This window comes from Roseateles sp. GW821-FHT09G09 (assembly GCF_059415965.1).
This window is the reverse complement of the sequence record NZ_JBWKOG010000001.1, coordinates 210,563-224,548: the sequence shown is the minus strand read 5'-3', so window position 1 is coordinate 224,548 and position 13,986 is coordinate 210,563. Positions and strand designations below refer to the sequence as shown.

The following is a 13,986-nucleotide window of genomic DNA, read 5'->3' as shown; positions in this document are numbered from 1 at the left end:
ATTTTTCTCCTTGAGCAGTTTGATTGTCAGGGAGAAGGATCGTTGGATTGACTCATTGCCAGCCATTCGGCCGCACGCCGGACGTCGTCTCGACTTCCTCTCCCCAGGCAGGATTGAGCCTCAACCCAACCTTGCGTGATCTGGAGATGAACGCCTATTGCCGTGGGCATCTTCATTGTGATGTCATCGATCTCCCGGCACGCCGCCATCGGCACGGGGAGCCCGTGACGCCGGGCCATGGCGATCATTCGACGGCGCGTGTCGACATAGAAGAGGACGAATCGAATGTCCGATGCGCGTGAAGACAAGAGCGGCGATTGCGCGTCCGCCGTCTCCTGGAGTGTCCGGATGCCTTTCGCCGCGTCGCCGTCCGCCGCTTGCGTGCGTGCGGCAATGACCGACCACCTTCCCCAGAGATCCACGATCCGGGACTTGTTCGTTTCGGGTCTCGACTTCGCGAAGTCGTCCATCTGCACCTTCAGCGCCGCGGTCTGCTCCATGCGCGCGGCCCGAGTGAGTTGCGGCCATTCGAAGTCGAGCGCGGTCGCTTCGCTGAGCAGCAGGTTCAGCCACCACTGCACGTTCGACGCGTCCTGTCCATGCAGCTTGCGCAGGAGCTCCACCGAGCTGCGCGCCTCGGCGACCGACTCCTTGGCGCGACCCATCTTGATCAGCGCCTCGGATCGCCAGCGCCGCATGACGGCTTCCCGATAGGACCACGCGCCGTCGTTGGGCGCACTGCTGCGGACTTCCGCGATCAATGCGGCGCCCTCGGAGAACATGGCTTCGGCGGAGCGGGCGTCGCCGCGCCACAGCGTCACGCTGCCCAGCCAGCTGAGGCTGTCCGCCAGGTCCATCTTGGCGGCGTTGTCGGCCTCGCCGGTCGTGACCCGGGCGCGCTTGAGCTCGATCGAGCGCTGGAAGAAGTCGGTGGCGCCGCGCAGGTCGGCGCTGTCGAGTCGGGCGGTCCCCAGGCTGTTGTAGGCGTAGGAGAGCTCGACCAGCGCCTCGCGGTTCTTCGGCTGCGCGTCGACCCACGCCTGGATGGCGTCGCGGTAGGCGAGCCAGGCCTGCGTCGCCTTGTCGAGTTCCCGGGAGTAGTAATGGACATGCCCCCCCCAGAAGGCGGCGGCGCCTTGCGCCTTGCGCCATTCGGCGGTGAGGGTGTCCGAGGGCGGCTGCCCTTCCAGCAGCTTGCGGGCGGCCACGAGCGGCTCCAGCGCCTCCTTCAGGTTGCGCTTGGAGACGCGGACCTCGCCGATCACGGTGAGCGCCTTGGCGCGCTGCAGCCGCTCCATCGGCGTGGCGTCCTGGTCCTGCGCCAGGTAGCTCAGCGCCTTGCTGCCCACGCTGTCGAGCAGCTCCAGCCGGCCCACCGGCCGCAGCTTGTCGGCGAACTCGCCCAGCATGTAGCTGAGCAGGTCCTCGGCCTGTTGTCGCCGTTCCTGCGCCTGATGCTCCGCCCGCTCCGCGCGCCTGGCCTGCAGCACGCTGACGCCGGTCAGCGACACCATCGCCAGCACGGCCACGCTGCTGGCCGCGACGCTCCACCGATGCCGTCGCACGAAACGGCCCAGCACGTAGAACCGCGTGTCGGGTCTTGCCGTGATCGGCTCATGCGCCAGCCAGTGCCGCAGGTCGACGGCCATCGACTCCGCGTTGGCGTAACGCTCGGACGGCTTCTTCTTCAGCGCCTTGCCGACGATCGTGTCCAGGTCGCCGCGCAGCAGCTTGGCCTGGCGCGCGATGACGGGGTCGAGCTGGTCGCGCGCCACGTCCGACAGCCGCTTGGGCACGAGTTCCACGACCGCGCGCAGCCGGTCCAGGTGGGTCTGCGTGTCGTCCGCCGTCGGATGGCGTCCGCCGAGCATCTGATAGAGCAGCACGCCCAGCGCGTAGACGTCGGTCGCGGTCGTGACGTCGGCCTGCTGGACCTGTTCCGGCGCCGCGTACTGCGGCGTGAAGGCGCTGCCGGCGCGCTGCGTGAGCTCGGTCGCCGCGCCCGACAGCGTGGCGTCGTCGAGCAGCTTGGCGATGCCGAAGTCCAGCAGCTTCACCTGGCCGTCGTGCGTGACCAGGATGTTGCTGGGCTTGAGGTCGCGGTGCAGGATCAGCCGCGAATGCGCATGCGCCACCGCCGCCAGCACGTCGAGGAAGAGCTGGATGCGCGACTCGACGTCCAGCGCGTTGATCTGGCAGTAGCGGTCGATCGGCAGGCCGTCGACGTACTCCAGCACCAGGTAGGGCTGGTGCCCGTTGTGCACGCCCGCGTCCAGCAGCCGCGCGATGTGGGGATGCGAGAGCCGCGCGAGGATCTGGCCCTCTCGTTCGAAGCGCCCGCTGTCGCCCTTGCCGAAGAGGCCGGACTTCAGGAACTTGACCGCGACCTGGCCTTCGAAACGGCCGTCGGCCCGGCTCGCGAGCCACACCGCGCCCATGCCGCCCTGGCCGAGCTCGCGCTCCAGCTCGTAGGGGCCAAGCGATTCGCCGCTGAAATCGAGCGGCGGCAGCGCCGACGGCACCGGCCCCTGCAGCGACTCGGCGGCGGGCTGTTCGAGGAACCGGTCCTCGTTCAGCGCCTCGTCGCGCGCGAGCAGCGCCTCGAGGTGTTCGGCCATGGCGACGTCCCCGGCCCGGATCTCGGCCAGGCGGCGCGCGCGCGCTTCCCCCTCCAGGTCCAGGAGTTCGTCGAGCAGCGGACTCAGCGCGATCCAGCGCTGTTTATCGAGTGCGTCCATCGGGCGGGCGTCGGGTGTCGATGAGGACGAGGTGAGGACGAGGTGAGGACGAGGTGAGGACGAAGGCCGCGGAGCCGACCCGGCGGGGGTCAGTCCTTGAGGCTCATCGAAAGCAGGATTCTCGCCTTCTGCCAGTCCCGCTGGACAGTCCGTTCGGTGACGCCGAGGGCTTCCGCGATTTCCTGCTCAAGCAGTCCGCCGAAGTAGCGCATCTCGACCACCTGGGCCAGCCGCGGATCGATGGTCGACAACTCCTCCAGCGCCTCGTGCACGCGCAGGATGTGGTCGTCGGATTGGGGCGTGCCTTCCACGACGGCGGTGTTCAGCGTCAGGTCGGGCTGGGCGCCGCCGCGGCGCTCGGCCTGGCGCGCGCGCACCAGGTCGATGACCACGTGGCGCATGGTCCGCGCCGCGTAGGCCAGGAAGTGGCGGCGGTCCGGGAAGGTCTGCCCCTGCGAACCGGCGAGGCGGAGCCAGGCTTCGTGCACCAGCGCGGTGGTGTCCAGCAGGGTCAGGTCTCCTGCCTGACGGATGCGTTGGCGCGCCAGGCGCTGAAGGTCGCCATACAGCTGCGCCACCACCTGGTCGGCGGCGGCCCGGTCGCCCTGCCCGGCGTCTTGCAGCAGTTCGGTGATGTCCTTCATGGAGCGGAACTCTAGCGGCCTCGTATGACCTTGTTACAGAGGTCGGTGCGACGGATGGCGCGAACAGCTTGCCCTGGGCGTCAATTCAAGGGTTTCCACTGAGAAGATTTTTGTGAGCGGATGTCGGGATCCTTGTCGGGGATCCGTTTTAGATAGATGAGGACACGGCTTGGTCAATGTGGCAAGGGAGGCCGGCATGGATCGGGCTGCTTCAGCGGGCCGTGTCCTCACCCCGAATCATTCGCTCCCGCGGGCAGCCGATCACGGCGCGCGGGCGTGATCCGTCTTCCGCCTGGAGCAGTTGCGCATGAGCCCGTCCACCGCCGCCGTAGCGCCCGCCGACGCCATGGAGCAGCCCCGGCCCGGACTCGTCAAGCCGCCGCGGCAGACGCCGGCGCTGTGGGTGCCGCGGGTGGATTCGCTGGCCGAGTTCGGCCTCATGATTTCGCGCCAGCTGACGCAGTGCCGCCGTTATGGCGGTCACCTGTCGGTGCTGTGGCTGGAAGCCGAGCCGGTGGTGCCGCCGGTGCAGACCGCGGCGGGTGCCGACGCAAGCAATGACAGCGAGGGCGCCGCAGAACGCGCCGCGGTGCTCGAGGCCCGGGACGGGCTGATGACGGCGGTGGGCCGTCGCCTGCGCAGCCGGGTGCGCGGGACCGACATGGTCCTGCAGGTGGGAGAGACGAGCTTCGCCGTGCTGCTGCTGGACGCGGGCATCCCCGAGGCGCACCTGGTGCAGCATCGGCTGGCGACCGCGCTCAACGGCCCGTACGGGGTGGGCGACACCACGATGCAGGTGCGACTGCAGATGGGCATGGCGTCGTTCCCCGAAGGCGGCGCGCGCGGGACCGATCTCGCGGAAAGCGCGCGCCAGGATCTGCGCCGGCGGATGCGCTGAGGCCGATGTGAGCCCTCGTGTCCGCGCGATCAAGCCGTCGCCGGCGCGCAGGGTGAGCGGACGTTTCAGCGCACCGGCCTGGCCGGCAACTCGATCGCCTTCACCACCTCGCGCCACGGCACCAGCTTGAAGTTCTGCCGGCCCATCGGCCAGCGCTTGTGGCCATCCTGGACCACGAGCAACCCCTCGCCGTATTCGCCGCCGAGCGAGGCCGACGTCACGTCCAGCCCGTCCGTCTCCGACGCCGCGTCGATGCCGCGCGCAGCATTCAGTCCGACGCGGAAGCGTCCCTTGACCGCGTGCGGCGCGTCCGCGTCGAGCACGACGTAGCTGTCGTTGCCCTGCGAGGACACCACCAGCCACGCGCCGGCCGGGCTCCGGTGCACCGCCATGCCTTCGACGTCCGCGTGCAGCACGTCGCCCACCGGCAGGATGATGGCGACATCGCCGAGCCGGCCGTCCGCGTCCAGCGCCACGCGCCACAGCCCACGCTTTTCCTCGCCGACGAAGAGCTGCCGGCCGGGCTCGTCCGCCACGCAGCCTTCCGGCTGGGTCGCCAGCTTCATCGACGCCACTGTCGCCGACGACCACGTGCCGGACTTGCGCGTCACGCGCAACTGCAGCAGACGGCCATCCTTGTCATTGACGAACACATCCAGCCCGCCCGCCGGATTGCGTGCGCTGCAGATGCCGTAGACCTCGTCCAGCCCGGTCGGCAGCTCGGCCAGCGTCGACACCTTGCCTGCGCCGTCGATGCCGAAGAGGAGCACGCTGCGCTGGTCGCGTTGCGTCGCGACCGCGAGGTCCCACGCCCGGCCGTCGTAGCGCAGGCGCTGCCGCAGGTCGACGTTGTTGACCCGCCCGACCGGCAGGAACTGCGTCTCGCGGCCCTGCAGGTCGTAGACCGCGAGACCGCGCTTCTTGTCGGTGCCGAGGATGCGGCTGCGGGCCGGCTGTGCCGGATGGACCCAGATCGCCGGGTCGTCCGCGGCATCGCCGCCGCCGCGCACCGGCTCGGTCTGCGCCGAGGGCAGCGCGACGGGGATCACCGGGCGCACTCGAGCCGCGCGCGCTTCGAGCCAGAGCGCCATGTCCTGCGGCGCCAGGCCGGGCGCGACCAGCTCGCGGCCCGCGCGCTCCGCGTCCGCGACGAAAGCCCACAGGCCGACGCCGGCTTCGGGGACGTACAGCGTCGCCTCGTCGTCGCGCACCGTGCAGCCTTTGGCATCGGGCACCGTCGCGAGCTGGCGCAACACCTGGCCCTTGCCCGATGCGGTCAGCAACCACTGCTCGGCCAGGCCGTCGCTGCCCAGCAGGAACGCCTGCAGCGTCTGCTGCCGAGGTTCCAGGTAGAGGCAGACGGCCTCGACATCGAAGGCCGGACCGGTCCAGTGCGCGCGTTCACGCAACCGGCGGTCGCGGACCTCGATCAGGCGCAGCGCGCCGGAGTCGGCGTCCTGCAGCAGCGCGACGGTCGTTCCGTCCGCCAGTTGGCGGCGGTCCCAGCGCTTGGCCCGGACGCCAAATTCGTCCAGCAGCCGGCCCTGGTCGTCGATCAGGCGCAGGCCGCCCTTGCCGAGTTCGAGCACCGTCGCCGGCGTCGCCACGGGCGCCGCGGGCGCAGCGATGGCCTGTGCGGCCCCGCCCGCCACCGCGATCGCGGCCGACATCACAACCGACATCACAGCCGACATCGCGGCCGCCAGCGCGATCGCGCTCATCGTCTTCTTCATCGTTGTCATCCCGGGCCGCCGTCTCAGAACATCGCCAGCTTCAGGCTGAGCTTGTAGGCGCGGCCGTACTGCTCGTACTGGGTGTTGAAGGCCTTGCTGCCCTGGTACACGTAGTAGCGCTCGTTGCCCAGGTTCAGCGCCTCGAACTGGAGCTGCAGCTGCTTGGTGAGCTGCACCCGCATCGACGCGTCGATCTGGTTCTGCGTGTCGACCTTGCGATCCTGCGCGGCGTCCAGGACGTCGCCGACCTCGAGCAGGTAGGGCGACTTGTGGTTCAGCGCGATGCGCGCGCCGAAGGCCGGCGACTCCCAGCCCAGGCTCAGGTTGACGCTGCGGTCCGACTGGCTCGGCAGCGCGATGCGGCGGCTGACGAACTGGCCGCCGTCGTAGCCGCCGATCGTCGCCCGCGACTTCACGAAGCTCCCGTTCGCCCCGATCACCAGGCCGTTCCACGGCGCGGGCAGGGTGCTGAGCGCCTGGCTCCAGGAGAGCTCCACGCCGCGCACCGTCGCGTCGCCGCCGTTGGCGAAGGCCTCGACATGGCTGAAGTCCTCCCAGCCCGGTGTGCCCGCCAGGTCGGTCTGGAACGCGAAGTCGCGGATCTTCTTGTGGAACACGTAGGCCGACATCGCGCCGTCGCGGCCCAGGCGCTGCTCCAGGCCGAGGTCCAGGTTGCGCGCGCGCAGCGGCTTGAGCAGCGGGTTGCCGACGGTCGCCTCGTCGCCGTCGACGGTCACGCCGGGGCTCAACTGGCCGAAGGCCGGGCGCACCACAGAATGCGTCAGCGCCGCGCGCAGCACCAACCCGTCGTTGAGCTTCTGGCGCAGCAGCACCGCCGGCAGCCAATGCCGCGAGCGCGTCTCCTCATGCACCGGACTCAGCGCGCCATCCTTCCACGCGGTGCCGTCCGCGGTGAAGCGCACGCGCTCGTGGCGCACGCCGACCAGCCATTGCGTGCCGCCGCTCTCCAGCGTCGCCTGCAGGTAGCCGGCGTCGGTGCGCTCCTTCATGCCGTAGTCGTTGACCGTCGAATCGACCTCGTCGCGGAACGCGTTCAGGTCGTAGCCGCCGTACAGGCCTTGCAGCTTGCCGGCGTCGATGCCGGGACCGAAGGAGGTCCACGGGTAGTCGACCGATCCGCCGTCGACGAAGTTGCCCAGCCCGAGCTGCGCGTTGGTGAGGCTGTACGGCGCCTTCTTCAGCACCTTGGCGCTGGGCGCATAGGTCTCCTGCTCGTTGTCCTTGTCGCGGCGCGTCGCCTTCAGGCCGGTCTTGAGGTCGAGGTCCCAGCCGCCCAGGTCGAACTCGCGCTGCACGTCCGCCTTCAGGTGGCGCACGCGATCGGTGGCGTTGCTCCGCTCGATCTTGGCCTTGTTGAACGCATACCGCGACGGGTCGTCCAGGCCCGCGACGCTCGTCGGCATCGGCTTGACGGTGTCGGTGTAGCCCAGGCCGGAGAAGTCCGCGGTGAACGAGGACGAGGCCAGCGTGTCGGGCTTGTTCTCGCTGGCGCGGCCGGCGCCGGCTTCGGCCCAGAACTTCCAGTCGCCGCGCGACAGCTCGGTGCCGAGCACCACCGCGCTGGACTTGTTGATCTCCTTGCGCGCCTTCAGGCCGCGGCTGACCGTGCCGTCGCCGGTCTCTCCGGGAGTCTGCGGCTCCTCGAACTCGACGGCGATCGACTGGCGGTTCTCCTGGTCGGTGAACTTGCTGGTGAAGCTGCGCAGGTAGAAGAGCGACGCGTCATCCGGCTTGAAGTCGAGGTTGAGCGCGGCGCCGACGCGCTCGCGGGTGATCGTGTAGCGGCGCAGCTCGAAGCTGTTGAGCTTGTCGCCGTCCCAGTCACCGCCGGTCTCGACGTTGTCGCTGGCGAAGCGGCGCTGGTCGCCCGACAGCGCCACCGCCACGCCCAGCGTGCCGCCGGCGAAGCGGTCGGCGAAGGCAACCGAGCCGCGCGGCTTGGTCTTGGACGCGTTGGCGTCGTAGTTGCCGCCCAGCTCCATCGTGAAGAGGCGCCCCGGCTGGTCGAAGGCGCTGAGCGTGCGCACCGTCACCGTGCCGCCGAGCGAGTTGGCGTCCTGGTCCGGCGTCAGTGTCTTCTGCACTTCGAGCGAGCGGATCAGACCGGCCGGCACCAGGTCCAGGCCGGGCGCGCGGCGGTCGGATTCGGACGCCGGCGTCAGCGCGCCGTTGATGTTGACGGCGTTGTAGTCCGGGCCCAGACCACGGACGCGGATGAAGCGGCCTTCGCCCTGGTCGCGCTCGACCGACACGCCCGGCATGCGGGCCAGCGCCTCGGCGGCGTTGTTGTCGGGCAGCTGGCCGATGCCGTCGGCATGCACGACGTTGACGACACCCGTGGCGGCCGCCTGCTTGTCGAGCGCGGAGCGCAGCGCCGCGGCCTGGCCGACGGTGACGACGGTCTCGAGCTGCCGGGCTGCCGATGCCGCGTCCTTGGCGTCCTTCCTGGAATCGCTCTTGGAATCGCTCTTCGCCTCGGCGTTCCCTTCCGACTTCGCTTCCGACTTCGGTTCCGATGCCGTTCCGGGCCTGGCGTCGGTCTTGGGATCGCCGGCCTGCTGCGCCAGCGCCGGTGCGGCGGCGAACAGGCTGGACAGGCAGAGGGCGAGCAGGGTGGGGCGGGGAGGCGTGCGCATGGTCGGGGATCGGTGAGTCAGGGATGGGGCGCACCTTAGGAAGCGCGGGTGGCGGGTCCGTGACAGCGCGGGATTCTCGCCACCGCGACGTGCGGGCGGCTCCGCCGCACCGCCGTCGGTGAGCCGTTCCGACCCCCTTGTGGCGGGCCCGCATCAGACGCTCCCGTTCCCGCTGTGCCGTTCCCGCCGTGTGACCCCCGTTGTCACACGCGCTGCCTAGCATCACGCGCCATGAAAGTCGTTCTCCCTCGCCCGCCGTTGCTGCTCGCACCGGTTGCGGGCTCGCGTCATTTCGGCCACGCGCTGCTGCTCGCGATGGCCGGCGTCACCTGGGCCTTCGGCTACTGGGCCGTCGCCAAGCCGACGTCGATCTGGCGCTGGATCGACATCCTCAGCGAGACCTCGATCGTCGCGATGCTGGCCTTGTGGCTCGTGCAGCTGCGCGCGAGCCGGCCGGCCGGCCGCGTCACGACCTGGCTGTGCCTGGGCCTGTCGGGAATGCTGCTGGGCGGCTGGGCCGATCTGATGGACGAGTTCTGGAAGTTCCCGCGCGAGTTCACGCTGCTGATGGGCATGGAGTCGACCTTCCACGTCGTCGGCATGACGGGCCTGACTTTCGGCCTGCACCTGTGGCGCAAGGAACAGCTGGCGCTGAACGCGCTGCGCGCCGGGCGCGAGCGGGGCTATCGCGAGCACGCCCAGATCGACGGCCTGACGCAACTCGGCGACGGCGCCTATCTGCTGGATCAGATCCGTCGGCAGCAAGGCCTGGCACGGCCGGGGACGGTGACGGGAGCGATGACCGGCACGAGCGCGGGGACAAGCACGGGCACGGGCACGATGCTGGTGATGCTCGGCTGGCAGGACCTGGCCGCGCTCGCGCGCCAGCACGGCCTGGCCGAGGCCGATCGTCTGCTGCAGGCGACCGGTCCGCTGCTGCTGCTCCAGCTGCGCGGCGGCGATCTGCTGTGCCGCTATGCGGCCGACCGCTTCGTGGCGCTGTTGCCGGACGCCGATCCAACCCTGCCGGGCGATCTTCTGGCGGCGTTGTCGTCGCATGTCCACCCGTGCGCCGACGGCCGCACGCGGGCGCGGCTGAGCGCGCGCATGGCCAGCGCCTCGCTGGATCCCCACGACGATGCGGAGGCGCAGCTGCTGCGCCTGCTGGAGCGGCTGCGGTGAGCGTCGACCAGGCCGAAGCGCGCATCGGCGCCGGCGTGCCGGCGGCGTCCGATGACGCCTTGGCGGTGCTGCGCCGGACCCTGCCGGCGAGCGCCACGCCGCATCACGGCGCGGATCGCGCGTTCATCCCCTGGGCCTACCAGGGCGCGCTGCTGGCCGAATTCGCCCGCAGCCGGGGGTTCGAGCCGCAGGAGTGGCTCGGTCGCTGCAGTGTCATGCCGGGGCAGGCGCTCTCTCCCCGGCAGCTGCTGTCGATGCTGGCCGCGTTGCAGCCGCTGGCGCGCGACGTCGGTTTCGTCGTCGGCCAGTTGAGCCTGCCGGGGCATTACGGGCTCGCGAGCCAGGCGCTGCAGCAGGCCGGCGACCTGCGGCAGGCCTTGCGCGTGCTGTGCGACTGGCCGGCGCGCCTGTCGCCGCTGCTGACGCCGCGTCTGGTCGAGACCGCGGACGAACTGCTGCTGGTCTGGACCGAGTCCTGCGGTGCGCCGGCCAGCCTGCAGCCGCTGCTCGTGGACATGCAGATGAGCGCGGTCGTCGCGATGGCGCAATGGCTGGGCGGCGGGCGAGCGCTGCCGTGGACCTTCAGCTTCAACCGGACGCGCCCGCGCGAGCTCTCGCAGCATGCGGCCTACCTCGGCACCGATCTGCATTTCGGCTGCCAGGTCGACGCGATGCGCCTGCCGCTGTCGGCGGCGACCGACCCGTGGCCCGCGGCGGTCCCCGGCCGTCCCGCGCTGGCGGCCGGCGCCTTGGCGCAAGGCGCGGATCCCGACGCCGCATGCCGCGGCCAGCTCGCGGCGCTCTACGACCACCTGATGGCCGAAGTCGGCGGCGATCCGTCGCTGGAGCGCAGCGCCCAGCGTTTCGGCGTGAGCCCGGCGACGCTGAAGCGCCAGCTCGCCCAGTTGGGCACGCATCACCAGGCCCAGCTGGATCAGGTCCGCGCGCACGCGGCGCTCTACCTGATGCTGCTGCGTGGCCAGCGCGGCGACGCCGTGGCGCGTTCGCTCGGCTTCACGGACAAGAGCAACTTCCGGCGCTCGTTCAAGCGCTGGACCGGGATGACGCCCGGGCTACTCTGAGATGAGATGAGCTGAGCTGAGCTGAGCTGAACTGGGCGGCACCGGCCACGGACTTCCGAAACCGCGAAGGCGGGTGCCCGTGCGTGGTGCGAGCGCGCGCATAGACTCGGCTCCATGCCCACGGCGTTCGAACATCCCGAGGATCAGGCCCAGTACCGCCGTCCCGCGCATCGCGCGGGCGTCGAGCTGTACCACGCCCACATCCTGCGCCACAGCTTCGAGCCGCACACGCACGAGGCCTACGGCCTGGGCGCGATCACCGACGGCGTCGGGCGCTTCCGCTGGCGCGGCGGCGAGCACCTCGCCCCGCGCGCGACGCTGATGCTCATGAATCCGGAGGACATCCACACCGGCGAGGCCGCCACGTCGGACGCCTGGGGCTACCGGATGGTCTACCTCGACGAGGCGCTGCTGGCCGAGCTGTACGGCGGTCCGGCCTGGCGCTTCGACGCCGCGGTCGCGCACGATGCGCAGGCCGCCACGCGCGCCGCCGCGCTGATCGCGGCGCTGTGGCGCGCGCGGGAGCCGCTGGCCTTCGACAGCGCCTTGCTCGAACTGGTCCAGGGACTGAGCCGGCACGCGCATCGCGCGCCGGTCCGCCCCGACGGCGCCGCGCCGCGCTTCGCGCCGGTGATCGAGCACATGCGGGCGCACCTCGACGAATCGTTGGACACGGCGCGCCTGGCCGCCGTCGCCGGGCTGAGCCCCTTCCACTTCCTGCGCAGCTTCAAGGCGCAGCATCATGCGACGCCGCAGCAGGCGCTGATGGCACTGCGGCTCAACGAGGCCAAGCGGCAGCTCGCCGCCGGCCATGCGCCTGCGCAGGTCGCGGCCGCGGTCGGGCTCACGGACCAGGCGCACCTGACGCGGGGCTTCGCGCGCCGCTACGGCGTCACACCGGCGCGCTACCAGCAGCAACTCGGTACAAGACGGCGGCCCTGACGCGGGGCGACACTGCGTCGCATGCTGTCTGGATTCCTGTTCGCGCTTGCCGCCGGCCTGATGTGGGGCCTGGTGTTCGTCACGCCCCTGCTGCTGCCGGAGTACCCGGCTGCCATGCTGATGGCCGGCCGCTACCTCGCGTTCGGTCTGCTCGCCGTGCCGCTGGCAGGCATCGACTGGCGGGAGCTGAAACGTCTCACCCGCGCCGACTGGATCGCCGCAGTGAAGCTCAGCGCCATCGGCAACTTCCTGTACTACCTGACCCTGGCCGCCGCCATCCAGCGCGCCGGTGGACCACTGCCGACGATGATCATCGGCACACTGCCGGTCGTCATCGCGGTCTGCGCCAACCGCCGCAACGCCGCCCGCGACGGGCACTACCGCTGGCGCGACCTGGCGCCGGCGCTGCTGCTGATCGCGCTGGGCATCGGCCTGGTCAACCAGGTCGAGCAGGCCGCCGTCGCGCCGCAGGCGCTGGGGCGGTATCTGCAGGGCGCGGGATTGGCGCTGATCGCCCTGGCCTGCTGGACCTGGTACCCGATCCGCAACGCCGACTGGCTGCGCGCGCATGCCGATCGCGGCCCCCGCGCCTGGGCCACCGCCCAGGGGCTGGTGACGCTGCCAATGGCGCTGCTGGCCTTCCTCGTCCTCGCGATCGCCGACGGCACCGGCCTGCCTCTGCTGCCCGCCGGGTTCGACTTCCCGGCCGGGCCGCGGCTGTGGCCCTACGTCGGACTGATGACGGCCGTCGGGCTGTTCGCGTCCTGGCTGGGCACGCTGTGCTGGAACGAGGCCAGCCAGCGCCTGCCCACGGCCCTGGTCGGACAGCTGATCGTCTTCGAGACGCTGGCCGCGCTCGCGTATGCGCAGTGGCACCGCGGCGCGTGGCCGCCGCTGATGGGCGTGGCCGGGGTGGCGCTGCTGGTCGGCGGCGTGTGCTGGGCGTTGCGTCTCAAGCCGGTGCCGCCAGGGCGGGAACGGCATCTGCCCGCCTCGTCGGCATGAATTTTCTGCCTCACGATCCCGCCCGCCGCGCGCTCCTGAAGCGCGCTTCCGTCCTGACTGCGGCGAGCACTTTCGGTGCCGCCCTGGGTGCCGCCTTCGGTGCCGCCGTCACGCTGCCCGCGCGTGCGCAGAGCGCGCCGGCGCCAGCGTCCGGTTCAGAACCCGCTCCGGTCCCCGGCGTCCAACAAGGCGTCCAACACGGCATCCAAGAGGGCGTCCAACAGGGCGTCTGGCGCGACCAATCCCGCCTGCGCGACATCCCTTGGCGCCTGCGCCTGCCCGAGGGCGATCGGCCGATGGCGCTGGTGGTGTTCTCGCACGGCCTGGGCGGCAGCCTGGATGGCGGCACCGAATGGGCGCAAGCCTGGGCGGAGGCGGGCATCGCGACGCTGCATCTGCAGCACGCCGGCAGCGACCGCGCGATCTGGCGCGGCGGCTTGCAGGCCGTGAAGGCCGCCGCGAGCGCCGAGCAGTTGATCGAGCGCGGCCACGACGTGCAGTTCGCCGTCGACCAGTTGTTGAAGCTGCAGAAGGACGGCAACGGCCCGTGGGCGCGCGTGCGTCCGGAGGCGCTGGGCATGTCGGGCCACTCGTTCGGCGCGCAGACGACGCTGGCGGTCGCCGGTCGCGACTTCCAGTCGCGCAGCGCGCCCGACCTGTCGGAGTCGCACTTCAAGGCCTTCGCGGCGTTCAGTCCGTCGGCCGGGCACTTCCCGGGCGGGATCAAGGGCATCACGCGGCCCATGCTGTGCCTGACCGGCAGCCTCGACGGCAACCCGATCGGCCAGGAGCGCGACGGCCGCTACCGCCGCGTCGTCTACGACACGCTGCCCGCCGGCGCCAAGGCGCAGCTGTGGCTCGAAGGCGCCGATCACATGAGCTTCGGGGGCGGCGGCGAGCGCGGCGCCGGATCCGGACAGCGGCTGCTCGGCCGTGACCGCGAGCGCGCACCGGAAGAATTCGCCGCGCATCATGCGGCGCTCATCAAGTCCATCAGCACCGACTGGTGGCGTTGGCGCCTGCTCGAGGACGAGGCCGCGTTGACCCGCCTCCGGTCTCCGAAGGGCCTGGACGCGAAGGACGAGTGGCGCCAGGGATAGCGCCC

At 70.9% G+C, this 13,986-nt stretch carries 10 protein-coding genes; 6 read left to right on the top strand and 4 right to left on the bottom strand.

All coding sequences use genetic code 11. The features are described 5' to 3' along the window. Nucleotides 1-26: 26 nt before the first annotated feature. Both AC07O8_RS00970 and AC07O8_RS00965 read right to left on the bottom strand, forming a co-directional pair. Entirely contained in the window at nt 27-2,738 is a 2,712-nt protein-coding gene (locus AC07O8_RS00970) for a serine/threonine-protein kinase (RefSeq protein WP_495046267.1), read from the bottom strand. An 89-nt stretch (nt 2,739-2,827) separates the two neighbouring features. Then, nucleotides 2,828-3,382 (bottom strand): ECF-type sigma factor, encoded by a 555-nt coding sequence (locus tag AC07O8_RS00965; protein ID WP_495046266.1) that lies wholly within the window; start codon nt 3,380-3,382, stop codon nt 2,828-2,830. 307 nt (nt 3,383-3,689) lie between these two features. On the opposite strand from AC07O8_RS00965, the gene AC07O8_RS00960 reads away from it, so the two are divergent. Beyond that, entirely contained in the window at nt 3,690-4,280 is a 591-nt protein-coding gene (locus AC07O8_RS00960; RefSeq protein WP_495046265.1) for a diguanylate cyclase domain-containing protein, read from the top strand. A gap of 65 nt (nt 4,281-4,345) precedes the next feature. On the opposite strand, the gene AC07O8_RS00955 is transcribed toward AC07O8_RS00960, so the two are convergent. Further along, complete coding sequence (locus AC07O8_RS00955; protein ID WP_495046264.1) at nt 4,346-6,013, bottom strand: phytase; 1,668 nt, start codon at nt 6,011-6,013, stop codon at nt 4,346-4,348. A gap of 23 nt (nt 6,014-6,036) precedes the next feature. Continuing rightward, nucleotides 6,037-8,670, bottom strand: coding sequence for a TonB-dependent receptor (locus tag AC07O8_RS00950; RefSeq protein ID WP_495046263.1), 2,634 nt, complete (start codon nt 8,668-8,670; stop codon nt 6,037-6,039). A gap of 231 nt (nt 8,671-8,901) precedes the next feature. Here AC07O8_RS00950 and AC07O8_RS00945 point away from each other — a divergent pair, with 231 nt between their 5' ends. The 5 genes from AC07O8_RS00945 to AC07O8_RS00925 all read left to right on the top strand — a co-directional run bounded on the left by AC07O8_RS00945 (nt 8,902) and on the right by AC07O8_RS00925 (nt 13,981). After that, a complete protein-coding gene (locus tag AC07O8_RS00945; protein ID WP_495046262.1) occupies nt 8,902-9,852 on the top strand; it encodes a GGDEF domain-containing protein in 951 nt (316 codons plus the stop codon). After that, nucleotides 9,849-10,934, top strand: a complete 1,086-nt coding sequence (locus AC07O8_RS00940) for an AraC family transcriptional regulator (RefSeq protein ID WP_495046261.1) — start codon at nt 9,849-9,851, stop codon at nt 10,932-10,934. Before AC07O8_RS00945 ends, AC07O8_RS00940 begins: the two co-directional genes overlap by 4 nt. Nucleotides 10,935-11,048: 114 nt before the next feature. After that, entirely contained in the window at nt 11,049-11,876 is an 828-nt protein-coding gene (locus tag AC07O8_RS00935) for an AraC family transcriptional regulator (protein ID WP_495046260.1), read from the top strand. A 21-nt stretch (nt 11,877-11,897) separates the two neighbouring features. Next, nucleotides 11,898-12,881: a DMT family transporter gene (locus AC07O8_RS00930; protein ID WP_495046259.1), complete on the top strand. Its 984-nt coding sequence runs from the start codon at nt 11,898-11,900 to the stop codon at nt 12,879-12,881. Beyond that, nucleotides 12,878-13,981, top strand: a complete 1,104-nt coding sequence (locus AC07O8_RS00925; protein WP_495046258.1) for an alpha/beta hydrolase family protein — start codon at nt 12,878-12,880, stop codon at nt 13,979-13,981. Before AC07O8_RS00930 ends, AC07O8_RS00925 begins: the two co-directional genes overlap by 4 nt. The last annotated feature ends 5 nt before the right edge of the window (nt 13,982-13,986 follow it).